The organism is Paenibacillus auburnensis (genome assembly GCF_927798115.1).
GTDB classification, from domain to species: domain Bacteria; phylum Bacillota; class Bacilli; order Paenibacillales; family Paenibacillaceae; genus Paenibacillus_AQ; species Paenibacillus_AQ auburnensis.
In genome coordinates this window covers 336,070-354,542 of sequence record NZ_CAKMMG010000002.1, presented here as the reverse complement: position 1 = coordinate 354,542, position 18,473 = coordinate 336,070, and the positions used below count along the sequence as shown (strand labels likewise).

The window sequence follows — 18,473 nt, the reverse complement described above, 5'->3', positions numbered from 1 at the left end:
ACAAAAGGAAGTGAGCGGACATGAAAGTATCAACCGGATGGCTGACCGATTATATATCTCTAGAGGGAGTAACCGCTGAAGAGCTGGCGGACAAAATCACCACCGCGGGCATCGAGATCGATGGTGTCGAGCGCCGCAACAAAGGACTGTCCGGGATTGTAACCGGATATGTGAAATCGAAAGAAAAACACCCGGATGCCGACAAGCTGAACGTGTGTATCGTAGATGCCGGACAAGGCGAAGATCTGCAGATCGTCTGCGGCGCGAAGAACGTGGCTGCGGGACAGAAGGTTCCCGTTGCACTGGTTGGTGCGAAGCTGCCGGGTCTGGAGATTAAGAAAGCCAAGCTGCGCGGCGTCTTGTCGCAGGGCATGATCTGTTCGGCCAAAGAGCTGGGTCTGAACGACAAGCTGCTGCCGAAAGAGCTCCAGGAAGGTATTCTCGTATTGCCTGAGAACACAGAGGTAGGCCAGGATATCACGAAGGTGCTGGGACTGAATGATGAGATCCTGGAATTTGACCTGACCCCTAACCGTTCCGACTGCCTCAGCATGATCGGTGCGGCGTATGAAGTCAGTGCGATTCTGGGACGCGACCTCAATCTGCCTGACCCGGCTGCGGAGCTGGTAGAGGCCGGCGGAACCGCTGCAGACTCGATTTCGGTTAAGATTGAAGATGAGGCTTTCTGCAGCCATTATGCAGTGCGCTATATCTCGGGAGTCAAGCCTGCTCCGTCACCGCTCTGGATTCAGAACCGTCTGATGGCCGCAGGTGTGCGTCCGATCAATAATATCGTGGATATCACCAACTATGTAATGCTTGAATACGGCCAGCCGCTGCATGCGTTTGACGGTGATCAAGTGGAGGGCGGCACGCTGGGTGTGCGCTTTGCCCGTGAAGGTGAAGTGCTGACTACGCTTGACGGCCAGGAGCGCAAGCTGGAGCCGCAAATGCTTGTCATTGCTGACGGCGTGAAGGCTGTGGGCTTGGCGGGAGTTATGGGCGGACTCGCTACCGAAGTAACGGGAGAAACCGTTAATATCGTACTCGAATCGGCCAAATTTGATGGCGGCACCGTCCGCAAGACTTCGCGCCAGCTGGGCCTGCGTTCCGAAGCTTCGCTGCGGTTCGAGAAGCAGGTGGATCCGAAGGCAGTGATTCCGGCACTCAACCGTGCCGCTGCCCTGATTGCCCGCTATGCCGACGGTACTGTACATGAAGGAATTGTGCAGGCAGGCAGCGATGCTGTTCCAGATAAGATTCTGACTTTGTCGCTTGAGAAGCTGAACAACTATCTCGGTACGGAGCTGTCGCTTCTGGAGGTGAAAACCTTGTTCGGACGCCTCCGCTTCAAATGCGGGGATGCGGCTCAAGGTGTTGTAGAGGTGCAGGTACCATCCCGGCGCGGAGATATAAGCTACGATGTGGACCTGATTGAAGAGATCGCCCGCCTGTACGGGTACGACAACATTCCGACAACATTGATTGAAGGCGTTACGACTCCGGGTGCACTGACCAGAAAACAGTCCGTGCGCCGTGAACTGCGCCGGATGCTCGCGCTTGGCGGCTATCAGGAAGTGATGGGCTATTCCTTCATTCAGCCGGAGCAGAGCAAGCTGTTCCCTGCGTTCTCGGAAGGCAGCCTGCCTGTGAAGCTGGCTATGCCGATGAGCGAAGAACGCAGTGTGCTCCGCACCAGCCTGCTGCCGCAGCTGCTGGATATTGCCCTGTATAATACGAACCGCCGGCAGAGTGATCTGGCCCTGTTCGAGATCGGTAATGTATTCTTCACCGATGAAGAGCAGCTTACCCGCCAGCCCCGGGAGCTTCCGGTACTCGGACTGCTGCTGAGCGGAAGCCGCACCGCCAAGCAGTGGAACATGACTGCGGAGCCTGTGGACTTCTTCGATCTAAAAGGCGCACTGGAAAGTGTATTTGCCTACCTGGGTCTAACCGGACGTGTGGTCTATGAAGGTGATGCGCCTCAAGACTATCACCCGGGCCGTTCCGCTTCCATCTATCTGCTGGCAGAAGATGGACGTACAAGAATCGGGACGATGGGCCAGCTTCATCCGGAGCTTCAGCGCAAGCTTGATCTGGAGGATACTTACGTAGCTGAACTGCTGCTGCAGCCGCTGTATGACAGTGCCCGGATCAGCCTGCAGTACAGTGAACTTCAGCGCTTCCCGGGAATGGAACGGGACATCGCGGTTGTTGTAGATTCTGCGGTTCCTGCGGGAAATCTGCTGACTTCGATCCGTGAAAACGGGGGAACGCTGCTGCAGAATGTGCAGGTATTCGACGTCTACACCGGCGGTAAGATGGAAAGCGGAAAGAAAAGCGTGGCCATCTCGCTGCTGTACCGCCATACGGAACATACACTGACCGATGAAGAAGTCTCAGAAGTGCATGAAAAGGTAGTCGCTGCACTTCAGCAAACTTTTGGTGCAGAATTAAGAAAGTAGCAGGAATTGTGCAAAGCCGCAGCGAATCCATTTAGAAACCGAGATTCGCTGCGGCTTTTCTTTTGGAGAAAAGTGCGGGGTTTCCGGTTGAATCGATAGAATGATGTCGTTTGTTTTGCCAAATGTTCAGGAATCACGCTACAATAGAAGCAGAGCAAACAGCTTAGAATCCGCACACATACAAAGGAGGGCACAACTGTGGCTATGGACCGGACCCGTGTCGCCGTGGAGATATATGGAACTTCCTATAAATTAGTCGGAAGCAGCACTGAATATATGAAGCAAGTTGCCCGTTATGTGGACGAGCATATGCATGCCATTTCAAAATCTCATTCCAGACTGGATACACCGCGGATTGCGGTGCTTGCAGCCGTACATATGGCGGAGCAGGCTATTCAGGTTCAAAATTTTAAGAACGAGTTAAATATGCTGACCGGCGAGCGCACAGAATTGCGCGTGGAGGTATCACGCCTGCTTGAAGTGCAGCGTGAACGGCAGGAAGAATATGAACGGCTAAGCGAATCGGCCAAAGCAGAAGCTGCAAGGCTGCTGGCTCAGGCCGAAGAGGAACGCAAGCGTCATTTGGACATTCAGGAGCAGGAGCGCAAAGCTCACGCCGCCCAACTGGAGGAAGCGGAGCAGGCAGCTGCTGCTGCGCGGGAGAAGCTTGCTGAAGAGCTGCAGGCCCGCGAGACGGAACTGCAGGCACTCCGGGCTACCTATGAGCAGGAGCAGGCTTCAGGCCGTGAAAGCCACAGGCAGGAGCTGGCAGCGCTTGAAGCGGCCCGTCTGCAGCAGCTGGAGGAACTGAAGGCTGCACATGCGCAGGAGGTGGAGAATCTCCGCGAATCGCTGCTCCGGGAGAAAGCGGAAACGTTATCCCAGCTTGAGCAGGAACTGGCGCAGACCCGGGAAACACTCGGAAACGAAGTGGTAGAGATCCGGACCTCACTCAGCAAGGAGCTTGCAGAGACGAAGGCAGCGCTTGATAAAGAGTTAAGCGCAGAACGGGAAGCGCTGCAGAAGGAGCAGGCCAAGACCAAGGAGCTCCGGCAGTCCCAGGGCACGCAGGAGCACCGGCATAAGCAGCAGCTCCAGGAACTGGAGAAGCAGCTTGCCGAGCTGCGCGGCGGTACAGGGCAGCTGCAGTCGCGGCTGCGTGCGGCCGAAGCTGGCCTTAAGGGTGAGCGCGATGCCCGGCTGACGCTTCTGTCGCAGTATGAAGCTGTGCTGGGCCGTGAGGAGCAGCTTACAGAGGAACTGCGTGCTGCCGGCGAGCAGGGGACGCTTTTGAATGAGCAGCTGGAAGAACTCCGCCAGCGTTACGATGAGGCACAGAGCGATGCCGCCGGCCTTAGAGATGCACTGCAGGAATCATCTGAACGGCTGAGCCTCACCGGGGAAGAGCTGAACGCGGCTAATGAGCTGAGTGAGCTGCTGAGCGGCGAGCTGGAAGAGCTGCGTCAGCGCTACGAGCTGACTCTAAGCGAGACGGCCGAGCTCCGCATGCTGGTGCAGGACAAGGAAGAGCTAGTCAGCCAGCTGCAAGCCGAGCTACAGACGGCTACCGAACTTGGAACGCTGCTACAGGAAGAGCTGGAGGAGCTGCGTCAACGTCTGGAGCAGTCCCAGGCGGAAGCTTCCGCCCTGCGCGGAGGACTTGATGAAGCGAGATCCGGTTTGAGCCGTGTTCAGGATGAGCTTACCCGCAAGGAAGAAGAAGCCCGTAACTGGCAGGAGCTTGCGGACAAGCATATGGAAGATATCAGCGAACTGGAAATGAATCTGCTGGAAGCAGAAGAGAAATCTTCTTCGCTGCAGCGCGAGATCGAAACCCTGCGCGGGCAGGCGGATGGCATGGTGCAGCAGCTGGACCGCGAAGCTTCCCTGCGTGCAGAAGCTGAGCTGGAATGCGCTGCACAGCGTGAAGAGTCGGCGGAGGCCCGGAAGGAGCTGGCTGCCCTGCGCGGCCGGTACGAGGACTTGATCGCACAATATGATGAGCTTCTGCAGGAGAGTGAACAGCTGCAGGAACGTTACGGATTGCTGGAGGCTGAAGGCGAGGAGGCGGCGCGGCGTCTTGAAGAGCTGTACGAAGCTGCCCGTGAAGCTGCGGCTACAGCGGAAGAGCAACGGGAAGCGATCCGGGAAGCGCGCGAGGTCGAGGCATCCTGGAAGCACCGGTACGACGAGCTGCAGCAGCGTGAGGCTCAGTGGAACGAGACGGAGGCTGCTCTGCGCGAGGAGATTGAAATCTGGCAGCAGGAAGCCGGAGAAGCAGAGGCGCAGGCTGAGTCTGCAAACCGGGCGCACAGCGAAGTGCAGCAGCAGCTTGGCGAGATCGGGGAAAACTACGAGCTGGCTCAGGGCCAGCTGCGTCTGATACAGGCCCAATTCGAGCTGCGCCAGGGCGAGCTGGATAAGCTGGCTCAGGAACATCGCAATCTTCAGGCGGAATATGCCAAGCTCCAGAGTGAATATAATGAATGGATTCAACTGATCGAACAGGATAGTTGAATGGCGGATGCAGTACAGAAACGGGTGCTACCCTCTAGGGGCGGCATCCGTTTTTGATGTAAGGATAAATTATTATTGCAACCGTTTTCAACCCTTGTTAGGATGTTGAATGAGGTGAATAACAATGGATAAGAAATGGCTTGGTGTTGTCATTGCTCTATTCCTGCTGCTGGCATATTTTTTTATCGGTTTCGCAGGCCATTCCTCCCGCATGGGGAGTATTGTCAGGGAGCTTAGCGGGCAACCCGGTGATGTGAATCCCGGCTATCATATCGTATTGATTGAACAGGAACGGTATCACCCCTATTGGGAGATGGTCGAGAAGGGTGCCAAAGAAGCCGCAGAGACATACGGGATAGATATTGAGTTCACCGGTCCGGTCCGCAATAACATGGAGGAGCAGATCAGCCTGCTGGAAAAAGCCATTGCAGCGCAGGTGGATGCGATTATTGTACAAGGACTGAATGATGAGAAATTCACGCCAGTGATCGATAAAGCCGTGAACCGCGGCATCCCGGTGATCACAATAGATACCGATGCTCCTGCCAGCAAGCGCCTGGCATATGTGGGAACCGACAATGCGGCAGCAGGTGAGATACTGGGACGAATGGTTGTCAAGGCAAGCGGAGGCAAAGGGAAAATCGGGGTGATTATTGGCAGCGATCTGGCCAAAAATCAGCTGCAGCGTCTGAACGGCTTAAGCCATGTAGTTAAGAAGTACAGCGGTCTGGAGATAGTGGATGTCCGGAGCTCTAATATATCCCATATGGAGGCGATCCAGCAGGCGGCCGAGATGCTGCAGCTGCACCCGGAAATCGATGTGATGGTCGGCACGAGTTCAACGGATGCGCTGGGGATTCTTCAAGTCTCCAAAAGACTGAAGCGGGAGCCTATGACGATCATAGGCTTTGACAATCAGGCGGATACACTCGCCGCTATCAGTAGAGGAGACATCAAGGCTACCGTGGCGCAGCAGCCATTTTTGATGGGAGAATTAGCTGTAAAGCTGCTAAATGAGCATTTCCAGGGGCGCACGCTGCAGTCTGAATATTTCACCGAGGTTAAGGTGCTGGACAGAAGTAATGTTCAGGAGGGGGAGAGCCTGTGAGTATCCGGAGAAAGCTGCTGATTTGCATTCCCCTGCTTGTACTGCTAATGAGCTCTGTTTCCTTTGTCTTGTTTGAGAGCGGGAAAAATGTCCAGGAAAGCTATCACCTGATGATAAACCGGATTTTATTGTATAAGGAAGTGTCCTCAGAGGTCGGGGAGAATATGCGTTCCTTGAACCGCTTCATCATGCAGGTGGATGCTGACAGCTATCCAGAAGTAGACAAGCATTTGAGTGCTGTACAGGAGCTGCGGAAGAAGCTTGACGGGGTAGAGACGATCGGGGGGAGCGAACTCCCGCTGATGAATTACCGCCACATCATTGATACCTTTCTGGAGCAGGCCGGGCAGATGATTGACGAGATAGACGATCAGGACTCCAAAACGCTGGCCGGTGCTTATATTGAGGCGGAGCAGACGGAAGGGTTCATCCGTGAGGAAGCGCAGGAACTGGTTGACCTGGAACTGGAGCAGTATAAGCCGATTTATGAGGAGATCATGTCCACGACGGGCAAGCTGAACCAGCTGGGGATTCTGTTGGTGATTACGGCAGCGGTGCTTAGCATATCTATGGCCATCTGGCTGTCCAGCAGTATTACGGGACCGATCCGCCGCCTGGTGGCAACGGCCAAGCAGATCTCGAAGGGCCGGATGGACACCAAGGCGCCGGAGAGTATCAACAACGATGAGATCAGTATTCTTTGCCGGGCCTTTAATGGAATGATCGATAATATCCAGCAGCTGATGGAGGAGAATATCAAGAGCGTGGAGAAGGACCGCCTGGTCAAGGAGCTGGAACTGAAAATGCTGCAGAGCCAGATCAATCCTCATTTTTTGTTCAATACGCTGAATTCTATCGCCAAGCTCGCGTATCTGGAAGGAGCGGCGAAAACAAGTGATCTGACCGTATCCGTATCACGTCTGCTCCGGTATAACCTTCAGAAGTTGGACCAGGCGGTACCTCTGCGTGAGGAAGTGGAGCATGTGACGGAATATATCAATATTCAGAAGGCGCGTTTCCGTGACCGGATTACCTTTGTGATGGATATTGACGAACAGGCATTAGGCGGAATGATTCCCTGTCTGACCCTGCAGCCGATTTTCGAGAATGCCTTTGTGCACGGACTGGAGGAAATGGAGGAAGGGGCTGTACTGTCGTTGTCGATCCGATATGACAGCGGACTCATGGAAATAGGGATCAGCGACAATGGTGCAGGCATGAACCCTGAGACTGTGGCAAGGCTGATGGGTTCGATCCGGGAGGAGGCACCGCGTTTCAGCGGAAAGGGGCAGTCTACCGGGCTTGGTACACATAATGTGTTTAAACGGCTTCATTTATTTTTTGACGGGGAACAGCAGATTGAGATCGACAGCAGCGAAGGAGTTGGGACAGCTGTACTGTTCAGGCTGCCTTGCCGGCCATCGGCTTAAGACTTAGGAATGACGAAAGGAGACTAACCATGTACAGTTTGCTGATAGCCGATGATGAGGCGCTGGAACGGGAAGGGCTGGAGCTGATGATTAGGCACCTTTTTCCCGATACCTTTGAGTTTCTGCATGCAGAGAACGGGCGGAAAGCGATACAGCTTGCGGAGGAACACCGGCCGGATATTGTCTTCATGGATATTAAAATGCCGGGTATACAGGGATTAGAGGCGGTGCGGCAAATACTCCACAAGCTCCCTTCAGCCAAAATTGTGATGATTACCGCCCATGATTATTTCTCCTATGCCAAGGAAGGGCTGCTGCTGGGAGTAAAGGATTATTTGCTGAAGCCTGCCAGACGCGAGGAAGTGGCTGATGTGCTGAAGCAGCTGATTACCGAGATTCAGGAGGAGAAGCGCCGCAGGCATGAGCAGCTTGAGCAGCAGGAAAGGCTTGCCCATCTGCTGCCGTTGGCTGAAAATGAGCTGACTCTTATGCTAATGCTGGAATATGTGCAGGAGATTGAGCTGGAACAGCTGGCCGGACTTCTGAACCTGCAATGGAGCAAGGGCTATGCTATGGTACTGTCGTTTCCCCGGCAGGCGAGTGGAGAATGGACGGATTTCCAGCTGGTGAAGCGTGAAATCTATGAGGCGGTTAAACAGCTGGTGAAGTCTGGTCTGGGCTGTCTTGCCGGTCCTTTAATCGGATATCAGATGGCTTTGTTTATTCCCTTGCCGCCGGGTAGGACCGGATACTCTCAGAGGGTGCTTTCCCTCGATTGGGGTGAACGGCTCCGAAGCCTCGCTGAGCAGCGTTTTGGACTGCCGTTAAATGTCGGCATCGGCTCGATCAGGGAAGGCTGGGACGGACTCAGCCGTTCCTACCGGGAGGCGGTACGTGTCTGTGCCGACAACAATGACCTTTTCAGTGTGCGGCATTATGATGATATCACCCAAAGCTCGGGCCAGACCGCCATATCTTTGGACGAGGAGAATAAGTTGATTGAGGCTCTGCTGCGGCGGGACAAGCAGGAGGCTATTGAGCGCTTTGTCAGGCTGTATACAACCTTCGGAGAGGCGGTGGAGCAATCTTTTTCAACGTTGCGGGGGGAGATTATCGGTCTGCTGCTGTTCCTGGCGAGGGCGGTTCAATCCAAGGCTGGAGCGGGGATCATTGCCGATTTGAACACTGTGGAGGATTCCCAGTCCCTGAAGCAAGGGGCAGAGCATTGGCTGGAAATGCTGATCGACAGCTTGAATGAAGAGCGGGAGTCCAGCCGTTCCCATGTGCACCAGCGGGCCCTGCTCTATATCAACCAGAATTATAAAGAGGACATTTCGATGGAGCAGGCGGCCGAGTATGTGAATCTGAGCCCGCATTATTTCAGCAAATTGTTCAGGCAGCAAGCCGGTGAAACCTTTATCGACTATCTGACACGGCTCAGGATTAATGAGGCGAAGCGGCTGATAGCCGGGGAGGAACTGAGCCTCAAGGGAATCTGCTATGAGGTAGGGTATAAGGACCCGAATTATTTCAGCCGTGTGTTTAAAAAAGCAGTCGGCATTACACCAAGCGAATTCAGGCAGCAGTACGGGAAGCAAAGTCCTTGCTAACACAGCGAGGACTTTTTTGTGCTGTATCCCCGCTTTTTCCTATGAAAAGAGGCCGGAAGAAATTCATTACAGCTAAGGATAACGGAATGCAGGCGGAAGGTAAAAAAATGCTGGGAATAGGTGCATCCGCTCCGGAAAATCCATGCTACTATTTTATTTGTAAGCGCAAACAAAAAAGTTGAGTCAGGAAAAGGGGCGAAGAATAAGTGGGGAAATACGGAAGAGTAATTTCAGCAGGATTGACTGCTATCGTACTGGCAGCTACCTTGTCAGGCTGCGGATTGGTCTCAAACGGAGATAATCAGGAAGCGGAGAAACCAGCCGGGGCGAAGGACGGGGATAAGATTGTCATCGGCATGTCGATGGATACGCTGAAAGAAGAACGCTGGCAGAAGGACCGGGATATTTTCACCAAGAAAGTTGAGGAGCTCGGCGGAGAAGTGAAAGTGCTGGCTGCCAACGGAGATGATGCGACCCAATTAAGCCAAGCTGAACAGCTGATTTCTCAAGGCGTGGATGTGCTTGTGGTCATAGCCCACAACGCCGAAGCTACGGCTCCCATTGTGGAAAAGGCCCATAAAGAAGGCATAAAGGTGATCGCTTATGACCGCTTGATCAATAATTCCGAAGTTGACTACTATATTTCTTTTGATAATGTGCGTGTCGGAGAATTTCAGGCTCAGGCTGTGATCGACCAGGCGCCAAAAGGAAATATAGTCTATATCGGGGGGGCGGATACCGACAATAATGCCCACATGTTCAAAGAAGGTGCCATGAATATTCTGAAGCCGCTGGAAGAAAAGGGCGATATTAAAATCGTTTATGACCAGTTCTCCAAGGACTGGAAGCCGGAAGAAGCCCTGAAAAATATGGAAAATGCGCTGACTGCGAACAATAACGACATTCAAGGCGTTGTTGCCGCGAATGACGGGACGGCCGGAGGATCGATCCAAGCGCTGACCGCTCAGGGAATGGCCGGAAAAATCCCGGTCTCCGGGCAGGACGCCGACCTTGCCGCTGTGCAGCGTATTGCTGAAGGCACACAGCTGATGACCGTGTATAAGCCGATCAACGCCATCGCGACTAAGGCTGCTGAAATGGCGGTTGCAGCTGCTAAAGGCGAGAGTATTTCGACAGAAAAATCAGTTAACAACGGTAAAATTGATGTTCCATCCATACTTCTGGATCCGATTGCAGTCAACAAGGACAATTTGGACGTGCTGATTAAGGACGGCTTCCATACGCTTGAGGAAGTATACAAAAATGTGCCTAAGGATCAGTGGCCTAAACAATAAGACAGCCTTTGCGGCACAGCGATGCGGAGCCCTAACATGCTCCGCATCGCTGCTGCTTAAGGACCGGAAGGAGGAACGGCAATCATGTATGTACTTGAAATGGCTGAGATCAGCAAGGAATTTCCCGGAGTTAAAGCACTGGACCATGTGAACTTCAAGGTGAAGCAGGGAGAAATCCATGCGCTTTGCGGTGAGAACGGCGCCGGTAAATCTACGCTGATGAAGGTCCTGAGCGGATTGTATCCGGCGGGTTCTTACGGCGGAGAAATCATTATAAGCGGCGAGAAGAAGGAATTTCACAAAATCACGGATGCCGAGAAGGCCGGCATTGCTATCATTCATCAGGAACTGGCGCTCGTCAAGGAGATGACTATAGGGGAGAATATTTTCCTCGGGGCTGAACCGACAAGACGGGGAGCGATCCAGTGGGATGAGCTGTACCATCAGGCTTCGCTTTGGCTGAAGAGAGTGGGACTCCATCATTCGCCGGATACGAAGATCGGAAATTTAGGAATTGGCCAGCAGCAGCTGGTGGAAATTGCGAAGGCGCTCTCCAAGCACACCAAGATTCTGATTCTGGATGAACCTACGGCAGCCTTGACGGAAAGTGAGGTGTCCATCCTGATGGGTATTCTGAATCAATTGCGGAGTGAGGGGGTAACATGCGTCTATATCTCCCACAAGATGCCAGAGGTATTTGCTTTGGCGGACTCCATCACAGTGCTGCGCGATGGCCGGACCGTAGCTACGCTTGATCGAAATGAAACGGATGATGACAAGGTTGTCTCTCTGATGGTTGGCCGGGAACTGACAGAACGTTATCCGCGGGTAGAGCATACACCCGGAGATGTGGTGCTCGAGGTTCGGAATTATAATGTATGGCATCCTGAAAAAAAACACCACAGGGTACTTCGCGACATTGAATTTACACTCCGTAAAGGGGAAATCCTCGGGATAGCCGGACTGATGGGGGCGGGACGCACAGAATTAGTCAGCAGCCTGTTCGGAGCCTACGGGGGCAGGGCTGAAGGAACCGTGCACATTGAAGGGAAGACAGTACGAATCCGCGCGATTGCAGAAGCCATTAAGGCGGGCATTGCCCTGGTCAGCGAAGACCGCAAGCGCCAGGGGCTCGTAATGGGGATGGATGTGAAAAGAAACACTACACTGGCTACATTGCACAAGGTCTCTAGACTCGGAGTCGTGAATGAGAATGAAGAAATCAGATGGGCGAGCCGGTATGTGCAGGAACTGAAGACGAAAACAGCTTCACTGGAAACGCCAGTGGGGACACTTTCTGGCGGGAATCAGCAAAAGGTCGTTATTGGCAAGTGGCTGATGTCCAGTCCGAAAATATTGATTATGGACGAACCTACTCGGGGAATTGATGTGGGAGCGAAATATGAAATATATAATTTGATGAATCAACTGGTAGAGCAGGGAGTGGCTATTATTATGATCTCATCGGAGCTGCCGGAGGTACTGGGAATGAGCGACAGAATTCTGGTGATGAGTGAAGGGCAGTTCGTTAGAGAATATGATTGGCGCGAAGCAACGCAAGAGAAGATCATGCTGGCCGCTACAGGAGGTAAATAGTTATGCAACTGCAAAAAGAGCTTCAGGAACATGGTGCGGCCCCTGCTGCGGCACAATCCCGCTTCAGTGTTTTATTCGGGAAAATGGATGTACGCGCGTATACGATGGTAGGAGCACTAATTTTGATTTGGGTGCTGTTCGGGATTTTAAATCCCACATTTTTAACTTCACGGAATCTATCGAATCTGTTTACACAAATGTCAGTCACCTCCATCCTGGCAATCGGCATGGTGCTTGTTATTGTAGCGGGGCATATTGATCTCTCTGTCGGTTCTATAGTCGGCTTGACCGGCGGCATGGCCGCTATCCTCAGCAACTGGCTGGAGCTTCCGGCTATTGTGGTAATCTTAGGCACGCTTGCCGCCGGTGCCGTACTCGGATTGCTTCAGGGCTGGCTGGTGGCCTATAAAATGATTCCCGCCTTCATCGTTACGCTGGGGGGAATGATGGTTTTCCGTGGCGTGCTTATGGGGGTGACGGAATCCATGACCATCCCTGTATCTGATCCAGTGCTGGCACTGCTCGGGAACGCTTATTTTGCCCGGGGGTTTGGCATCATTCTTGGAATTGTGGCAGTCGGCTTCCTGTTCTGGAGTACATTCAATAAACGGCGTTCCCGCAAGAAATATGATTTCGCCATCGCTCCTCTGAGTATTGATATCTTTAAGGTGGCTGGGCTATCCCTGCTTGTAGCGGTATTTGTAGCGGTGATGAACAATTACAAAGGCATTCCGTTTCCTATTATTTTTGTAATTGTACTGGCGGCGATTTTCTATTTTATCTCGACCAAAACAACGTTCGGCCGTCATATTTATGCGATTGGCGGTAATATTGAGGCCGCTCGTCTCTCCGGCATCAACATCAAGCGTAAGACCATGCTGATATTTGTGCTGAGCGGGCTGCTCGGGTCCATTGCGGCCATCGTGCTTACCTCACGTCTGGCTTCGGCAACCATCACTGCCGGCAACATGGCGGAGATGGATGCTATCGCCGCCTGCGTTATCGGAGGAACTTCATTGATGGGCGGAGCCGGGACAGTAATCGGAGCCATTATAGGGGCACTCGTGATGACTTCGCTTGATAACGGAATGTCGCTGATGGGCCTGGAATCGTTTTGGCAGTATGTGGTTAAAGGTTCGATTCTGGTGATTGCAGTATGGCTGGATATTTCCAACCGCAGCAAGGGTGTAAAGTAGCAGCTGTGGCTGTATAACGACGAAGCAAAGAGCCGGTAAGGGGATTGCCCCTTGCCGGCTCTTTGCTGTATTTTCCGAACGGCTTTCGTTATTCCACAATCACCTTGGCGCTCATGGAGCTGTGCCCGGAGCCGCACATAATTGCGCAGGTCATCTCAAAGGTCCCGGCTTCCTCGGGGGTAATCACCCTGGAGGAGGTTTTGCCATCTAATCTCAGCTCCAGCTCAGGAACCAGTATGCCGTGATTGCCTTCCTCATTCTTAAACACGATTTTGACAGGCACACCCTTTTTCAGATGATATTCCTTCTGGTCGAAGCTGTAATTTGTAGCCGTAATGATGAGTTCATCTTCTGCTGCGACAGTATTCTCAGCTGCTCCGTCAGGAGCCGTCGATGTTTCATTCCCCCCGCTGCAGGCAGACAGGATGAGCAGACATAGGATTGACAGTAATAAGGCAGGTCTTTTGAACATGATGATCCTCCTCCGGGTTTCGATAGACAGGCTAGAGTTATGACCCTAGCATAGCTTACTTTTTAAGTGAAGTCTTGAATAAACTTTATAAAAATTTATTAAAAGAGTTAATCGGCGGAGGAAAGTCGTTGTTTGTCGAAATTCGCAAAAAAATGGTGCAAAGATAATTTAAATTTATTATAATTAAAGCTACTATATATCGGTAAGAAGTAGGGGATTCACATTAATCTAGCAATGGATACACAAAATGCGGAGGTTTGGCACCGCAGAATATTAAGCGGCTATTGGATGCTGGTGTTTTTAATGCTGGCTGTCCAGTTCATCTTTATGCTGTCCGCGCGCATTCCTGAGGTGAAGTCGGTGCTTCTCCCGGGCCAAGGCCACTTATTTATTGCCTGCAACATAATGATCGTCATTGCAATGAGCCTCGCGGAAATGTGGCTGCGCACAACCGTCCAATTCCATAAGCAGGCTGTGGTCGGATGCGGTTTTGTTGTATCGTATTTGATGTATTTTGTACTGGAGCCTTTTGTAGACGGGGCTCAAATGACCCTCATGATGCCGATAATGATTTCGCTTATCTATTTCGACCAGAAGCTGCTCAAATGCTTGGGCGTGTTCAGCCTCTTGTTTTATGCTGCACTTTATTTCGGTTTGGAACGGACAGTGCTGGACAAGCCGCTGTTGGAATTTCTTCTGGTTGAATGTGTGTTTATAGTATTCGTAGTGATGGCTCAGGCGGTCATTGTCCGTGCCTGGGAGGTCCGTGAACATCTGGAGCAGTTGACCAAATCGGAGCAGGGACTCATGGTGGAACGGGCGATTTCGGATAAGCTGCTCAAAATAGAAGCCCTTACCGGCCTCTACAATCATAAAACCTTCCATGAATACCTGGATTCGCTGCTGGAGCAATGTGAGAGCAACGGGCTGCGTCTACAGCTGGCGCTTTTTGATATCGATAATTTTAAGCGTGTGAATGATACTTACGGACACTGGGTGGGCGATCTTGTGCTCAAAGAGGTTGCAGCCAAGGTTGCGGGGCAAATCGGCTTGAATGATTTTGCTGCCAGGTATGGCGGGGAGGAGTTCGCAGTCATCTTCACCGACAAAAGCTTTCAGGAAGCATACGCTGCTGCAGAAGACATGAGGCTGGCCATCAGCCAGATGGAACATCCTTACGCCGGAGGTAAGCCGATTACCGTCAGCATCGGACTCTGTGATTATCAGCTGGGTGACGGCAAGGAGCTGCTGTTCCGCAAAACGGATGATGCCCTGTATACAGCCAAACGAGGCGGCAAAAATAAGGTCGTTACCGCTTCCCAGGTGCACGGCAAGGTCACAATCGCGTAAAATAATACAACAAACCCCCTATTTCCGATATAATCCGGAGATAGGGGGTTTCATTGTCTGAACGCTGCTGAAGCAGGTCCAGGTTATTTGCCGGCTTCAAATGGGGTAGATACCGGCAGGAACAGGTCGATAATACCGATGACCAGAGCAGCCAGTAAGGCTCCCAGAATCGATACGCTGACACCGCTCACGACGAATTGCGCGATCCAGATGACCAGGGCGCTGACCAGGAAACCAACGATACCACGGCCGAAGGGAGTCGCTTTTTTGCCGAAGATCCCTTCGATCACCCAGCCAAGCAGTGCAATGACCAGAGCGAGGATCAGAGCGCTCCAGAACCCGCCAATCGTGAATTGCGGAACAATCCAACCGACAACGAGCAGTACAATCGCTGCTACCACGAAACGGACCACATGACCTAAAAATCTCATTGAATGAGCCTCCTTTGGCCTTCACATAAGAATATGTGCAGTTGTTATTATGGTCTCGCCCCCCAGTTTCTATGCCCAAATAGCGAAAATGGGCCGAATTAGGTATAATGTAAACATCTATGAAGGGAGCTGTGACGGTAATTGGACGACAAAATTTTGCATACGCTTGAATATCGCAAGATTTTAAATAAATTGATGCAATATACGCAGACCCCGATGGGAAAACTTGCGGCGGAAGAATTGAAGCCCTCCGGAGATTTTGAAGGCGTGAAGCGGCTGCTGCAGGCTACAGATGAGGCGGCAAATGTTGACCGGCTCAAGGGTATTCCTTCGTTTGGCGGGGTCAGCGATATTCGTCCTGCACTGAAACGTGCATCGATCGGCGGCATGCTGGGAACGCCGGAGCTGCTCTCCGTGGGCAATACGATCGGCGGAGCACGCAGAGTGAAGCGGTTTCTGGCCGCCATGCATGAGGATGAGAAAATTCATTCCCTGTTTGCCTTGAGCGACCTGCTCTCAGAACAGAAGCATGTAGAGGATGCCATCCGTTCATGTATTGATGAGGACGCTAATGTGCTTGATTCAGCCAGTCCGGAGCTGGCTTCAATCCGCCGGGAGCTGCGCGGCGGAGAGACCCGGATCCGCGAGAAGCTGGATTCAATGATCCGGTCTTCTTCCGTGGCCAAGATGCTCCAGGATCAGCTTGTGACGATCCGTGGTGACCGCTTTGTTATTCCGGTCAAAGCAGAATATCGTGCTCACTTTGGCGGAATTGTGCATGACCAGTCCGGCTCGGGAGCCACACTGTTCATTGAACCGGAGTCCATTGTGGCGATGAACAACAAGCTGCGCGAGACGCGGCTGCGCGAGGAACGGGAAATTGAGATTATTCTCCACAGGCTGACAGCAATGGTTGGCGATATTGCCGAAGAAATGGCTTACGACGTCGATATACTCGGGCAGCTGGACTTCATCTTCTCCAAGGCTCGTCTGGCCCGTGAGATGAAGGCAACCCAGCCGCGGATGAACGACCGCGGTTACCTTAAGCTGCGCAAGGGCCGGCATCCGCTGATCCCTGCTGAGCAGGTGGTGCCGCTGGATGTGGAGCTGGGCAATCAGTACAGCTCGATTATTGTTACCGGTCCGAATACCGGCGGTAAGACAGTAACGCTCAAGACGATTGGGCTACTGAGTCTGATGTCGATGTCCGGTTTGTTCATCCCGGCGGAGGAAGGCAGCCAGATGTGTGTATTTGATGCCATTTATGCCGATATTGGGGATGAACAGAGTATCGAGCAGAGTCTGAGTACCTTCTCCAGCCACATGACCAATATTATCTCTATCCTGAAGCGGATGACTCCGAAAAGTCTTATCCTGCTGGATGAGGTAGGCGCAGGAACTGACCCCGCTGAAGGCTCGGCGCTGGCTATTGCTATCCTGGAGCATATTCACCGGATCGAATGCCGGATGGTCGCCACGACACATTATAGTGAACTGAAGGCATATGCGTATGAACGTAAGGGTGTCATTAATGCGAGTATGGAATTTGATGTGCAGAGCTTAAGTCCCACCTACCGCCTGCTGATCGGCGTGCCGGGACGAAGCAATGCCTTTGCCATTGCTGAGCGGCTTGGACTGCCGAATGCGATTCTGGATCACGCGCGCGGCGAAGTGAAGGAAGAGGATTTACGCGTCGAGCATATGATTGCTTCGCTCGAAGAGAACCGGCTCACCGCAGAGAACGAACGTGAGCGGGCAGAGGTTATCCGCCGGGAAGCGGAGGAATTCCGCAAGCGGCAGCAGCAGGAGCTTGAGAAGCTGGAAAGCCAGCGTGATAAGCGGCTGGAGAAGGCGGAAAAGGATGCCACCGCCATTCTCGACAAGGCGCGCAAGGAAGCGGAGGAAATCATCAGTGATCTGCGCCGTCTGGCGATGGAGGAAGGAGCTTCCGTCAAGGAGCACAAGCTGATTGAAGCCCGACGCCGTTTGGATGAGGCAGAGCCGGCGCCGCGCAAGAAAACCGTATCCCGGAGCAGCAAGGCCCCGCGGCAGATACAGCCCGGCGATGAGGTAAAGCTGCCTAGCGTGAATCAGAAAGGCTATGTGGTTGAGCTGAGCGGGACTAAGGAAGCGCTCGTGCAGTTTGGCATAATGAAGATGAAGGTCAATGTAAGCGATCTGGAGTTTTTGGCATCTGCACCGGATAATCCGGCACCTGCACTCCGCCGTGCAACGACCGTCAAACGAACACGGGATGAGAATGTCCGCAGTGAGCTGGACCTTCGCGGCGCGAACCTGGAAGAAGCGATTATGGAAACGGACCGTTTCATCGACGAAGCGTTCCTAGGCAATCTTGGACAAATCTCGATTATCCATGGCAAAGGAACCGGAGTACTGCGGACAGGTATTCAGGAATATCTGCGTAAACATAAGCATGTCAAAAGCTACCGGCTAGGAAATTATAACGAGGGCGGCGCGGGTGTAACCGTGGCTGAACTGGAATAGCGGCGGAGCCCGGCAGAAAGAGGGGAACAATGCAAGGAAATATTGATCTTTTGCTGGATCATCCGCTGGGTGCACTGCTGGGCTACTTCACTGTGGCCATTCTCGGCCTGGTGATATTCCTGTCCTTCTTCGAAATGGTGACCAAGTACAACTGCTGGGAAGAGATTCGTAAGGGGAATATAGCGGTAGCGATGGCAACCGGCGGCAAAATATTCGGCATCTGTAATATTCTGCGCTTCAGCATCCAGGCTGGAGCCTCCATATATGAGACCATGAAATGGTCGCTTGTCGGTTTTTTATTGCTGCTGCTTGCGTATTTCCTGTTCGAATTTCTGACTCCCGTCTTTTCAATTGATGATGAAATTGCAGCAGATAACCGGGCGGTGGGACTTACAGCTATGCTGATCTCGGTTTCACTGTCCTATGTGATCGGCGCCGCTATATACTGACTTAGGAGTAGGAACTGATGAAAATTCTGATCCGGGTGCTATTTATCTC

General features: G+C 52.6%; 13 protein-coding genes. 11 read left to right on the top strand and 2 right to left on the bottom strand.

Going from position 1 to position 18,473, the window contains the following annotated elements:
- The first annotated feature begins 20 nt into the window (after positions 1-20).
- From pheT to L6H70_RS13415, 8 genes are all read left to right on the top strand, one after another.
- On the top strand, positions 21-2,465 hold the full coding sequence (pheT, locus tag L6H70_RS13450) for a phenylalanine--tRNA ligase subunit beta (protein ID WP_236333821.1): 2,445 nt from the start codon (positions 21-23) through the stop codon (positions 2,463-2,465).
- 204 nt (positions 2,466-2,669) lie between these two features.
- Complete coding sequence (gene zapA, locus L6H70_RS13445; RefSeq protein ID WP_341482745.1) at positions 2,670-4,982, top strand: cell division protein ZapA; 2,313 nt, start codon at positions 2,670-2,672, stop codon at positions 4,980-4,982.
- A 124-nt stretch (positions 4,983-5,106) separates the two neighbouring features.
- Entirely contained in the window at positions 5,107-6,090 is a 984-nt protein-coding gene (locus tag L6H70_RS13440; RefSeq protein ID WP_236333817.1) for a sugar-binding protein, read from the top strand.
- Entirely contained in the window at positions 6,087-7,520 is a 1,434-nt protein-coding gene (locus L6H70_RS13435; RefSeq protein ID WP_236333816.1) for a sensor histidine kinase, read from the top strand. Before L6H70_RS13440 ends, L6H70_RS13435 begins: the two co-directional genes overlap by 4 nt.
- Before the next feature lie 29 nt (positions 7,521-7,549).
- Positions 7,550-9,130: a helix-turn-helix domain-containing protein gene (locus tag L6H70_RS13430; RefSeq protein WP_236333814.1), complete on the top strand. Its 1,581-nt coding sequence runs from the start codon at positions 7,550-7,552 to the stop codon at positions 9,128-9,130.
- Positions 9,131-9,336: 206 nt separating this feature from the next.
- A complete protein-coding gene (gene xylF, locus L6H70_RS13425) occupies positions 9,337-10,425 on the top strand; it encodes a D-xylose ABC transporter substrate-binding protein (RefSeq protein ID WP_236333813.1) in 1,089 nt (362 codons plus the stop codon).
- Between the two features lie 84 nt (positions 10,426-10,509).
- Complete coding sequence (locus L6H70_RS13420; RefSeq protein WP_236333810.1) at positions 10,510-12,021, top strand: xylose ABC transporter ATP-binding protein; 1,512 nt, start codon at positions 10,510-10,512, stop codon at positions 12,019-12,021.
- A 2-nt stretch (positions 12,022-12,023) separates the two neighbouring features.
- On the top strand, positions 12,024-13,217 hold the full coding sequence (locus L6H70_RS13415; protein ID WP_236333809.1) for a sugar ABC transporter permease: 1,194 nt from the start codon (positions 12,024-12,026) through the stop codon (positions 13,215-13,217).
- Between the two features lie 88 nt (positions 13,218-13,305).
- Here the strand turns inward: L6H70_RS13415 and L6H70_RS13410 are convergent, their stop codons facing one another.
- The gene (locus L6H70_RS13410) at positions 13,306-13,689 is read right to left on the bottom strand and encodes a cupredoxin domain-containing protein (RefSeq protein ID WP_236333806.1); all 384 of its coding nucleotides are present in this window, start codon (positions 13,687-13,689) and stop codon (positions 13,306-13,308) included.
- A gap of 234 nt (positions 13,690-13,923) precedes the next feature.
- Here L6H70_RS13410 and L6H70_RS13405 point away from each other — a divergent pair, with 234 nt between their 5' ends.
- Positions 13,924-15,039 (top strand): GGDEF domain-containing protein, encoded by a 1,116-nt coding sequence (locus tag L6H70_RS13405; protein WP_236333804.1) that lies wholly within the window; start codon positions 13,924-13,926, stop codon positions 15,037-15,039.
- Positions 15,040-15,122: 83 nt separating this feature from the next.
- Here L6H70_RS13405 and L6H70_RS13400 read toward each other — a convergent pair whose 3' ends face one another.
- Positions 15,123-15,470 (bottom strand): phage holin family protein, encoded by a 348-nt coding sequence (locus L6H70_RS13400; protein ID WP_236333803.1) that lies wholly within the window; start codon positions 15,468-15,470, stop codon positions 15,123-15,125.
- A 141-nt stretch (positions 15,471-15,611) separates the two neighbouring features.
- Here L6H70_RS13400 and L6H70_RS13395 point away from each other — a divergent pair, with 141 nt between their 5' ends.
- Entirely contained in the window at positions 15,612-17,975 is a 2,364-nt protein-coding gene (locus tag L6H70_RS13395; protein WP_236333801.1) for an endonuclease MutS2, read from the top strand.
- 29 nt (positions 17,976-18,004) lie between these two features.
- The gene (locus tag L6H70_RS13390; RefSeq protein WP_236333799.1) at positions 18,005-18,424 is read left to right on the top strand and encodes a DUF350 domain-containing protein; all 420 of its coding nucleotides are present in this window, start codon (positions 18,005-18,007) and stop codon (positions 18,422-18,424) included.
- Positions 18,425-18,473: the final 49 nt, after the last annotated feature.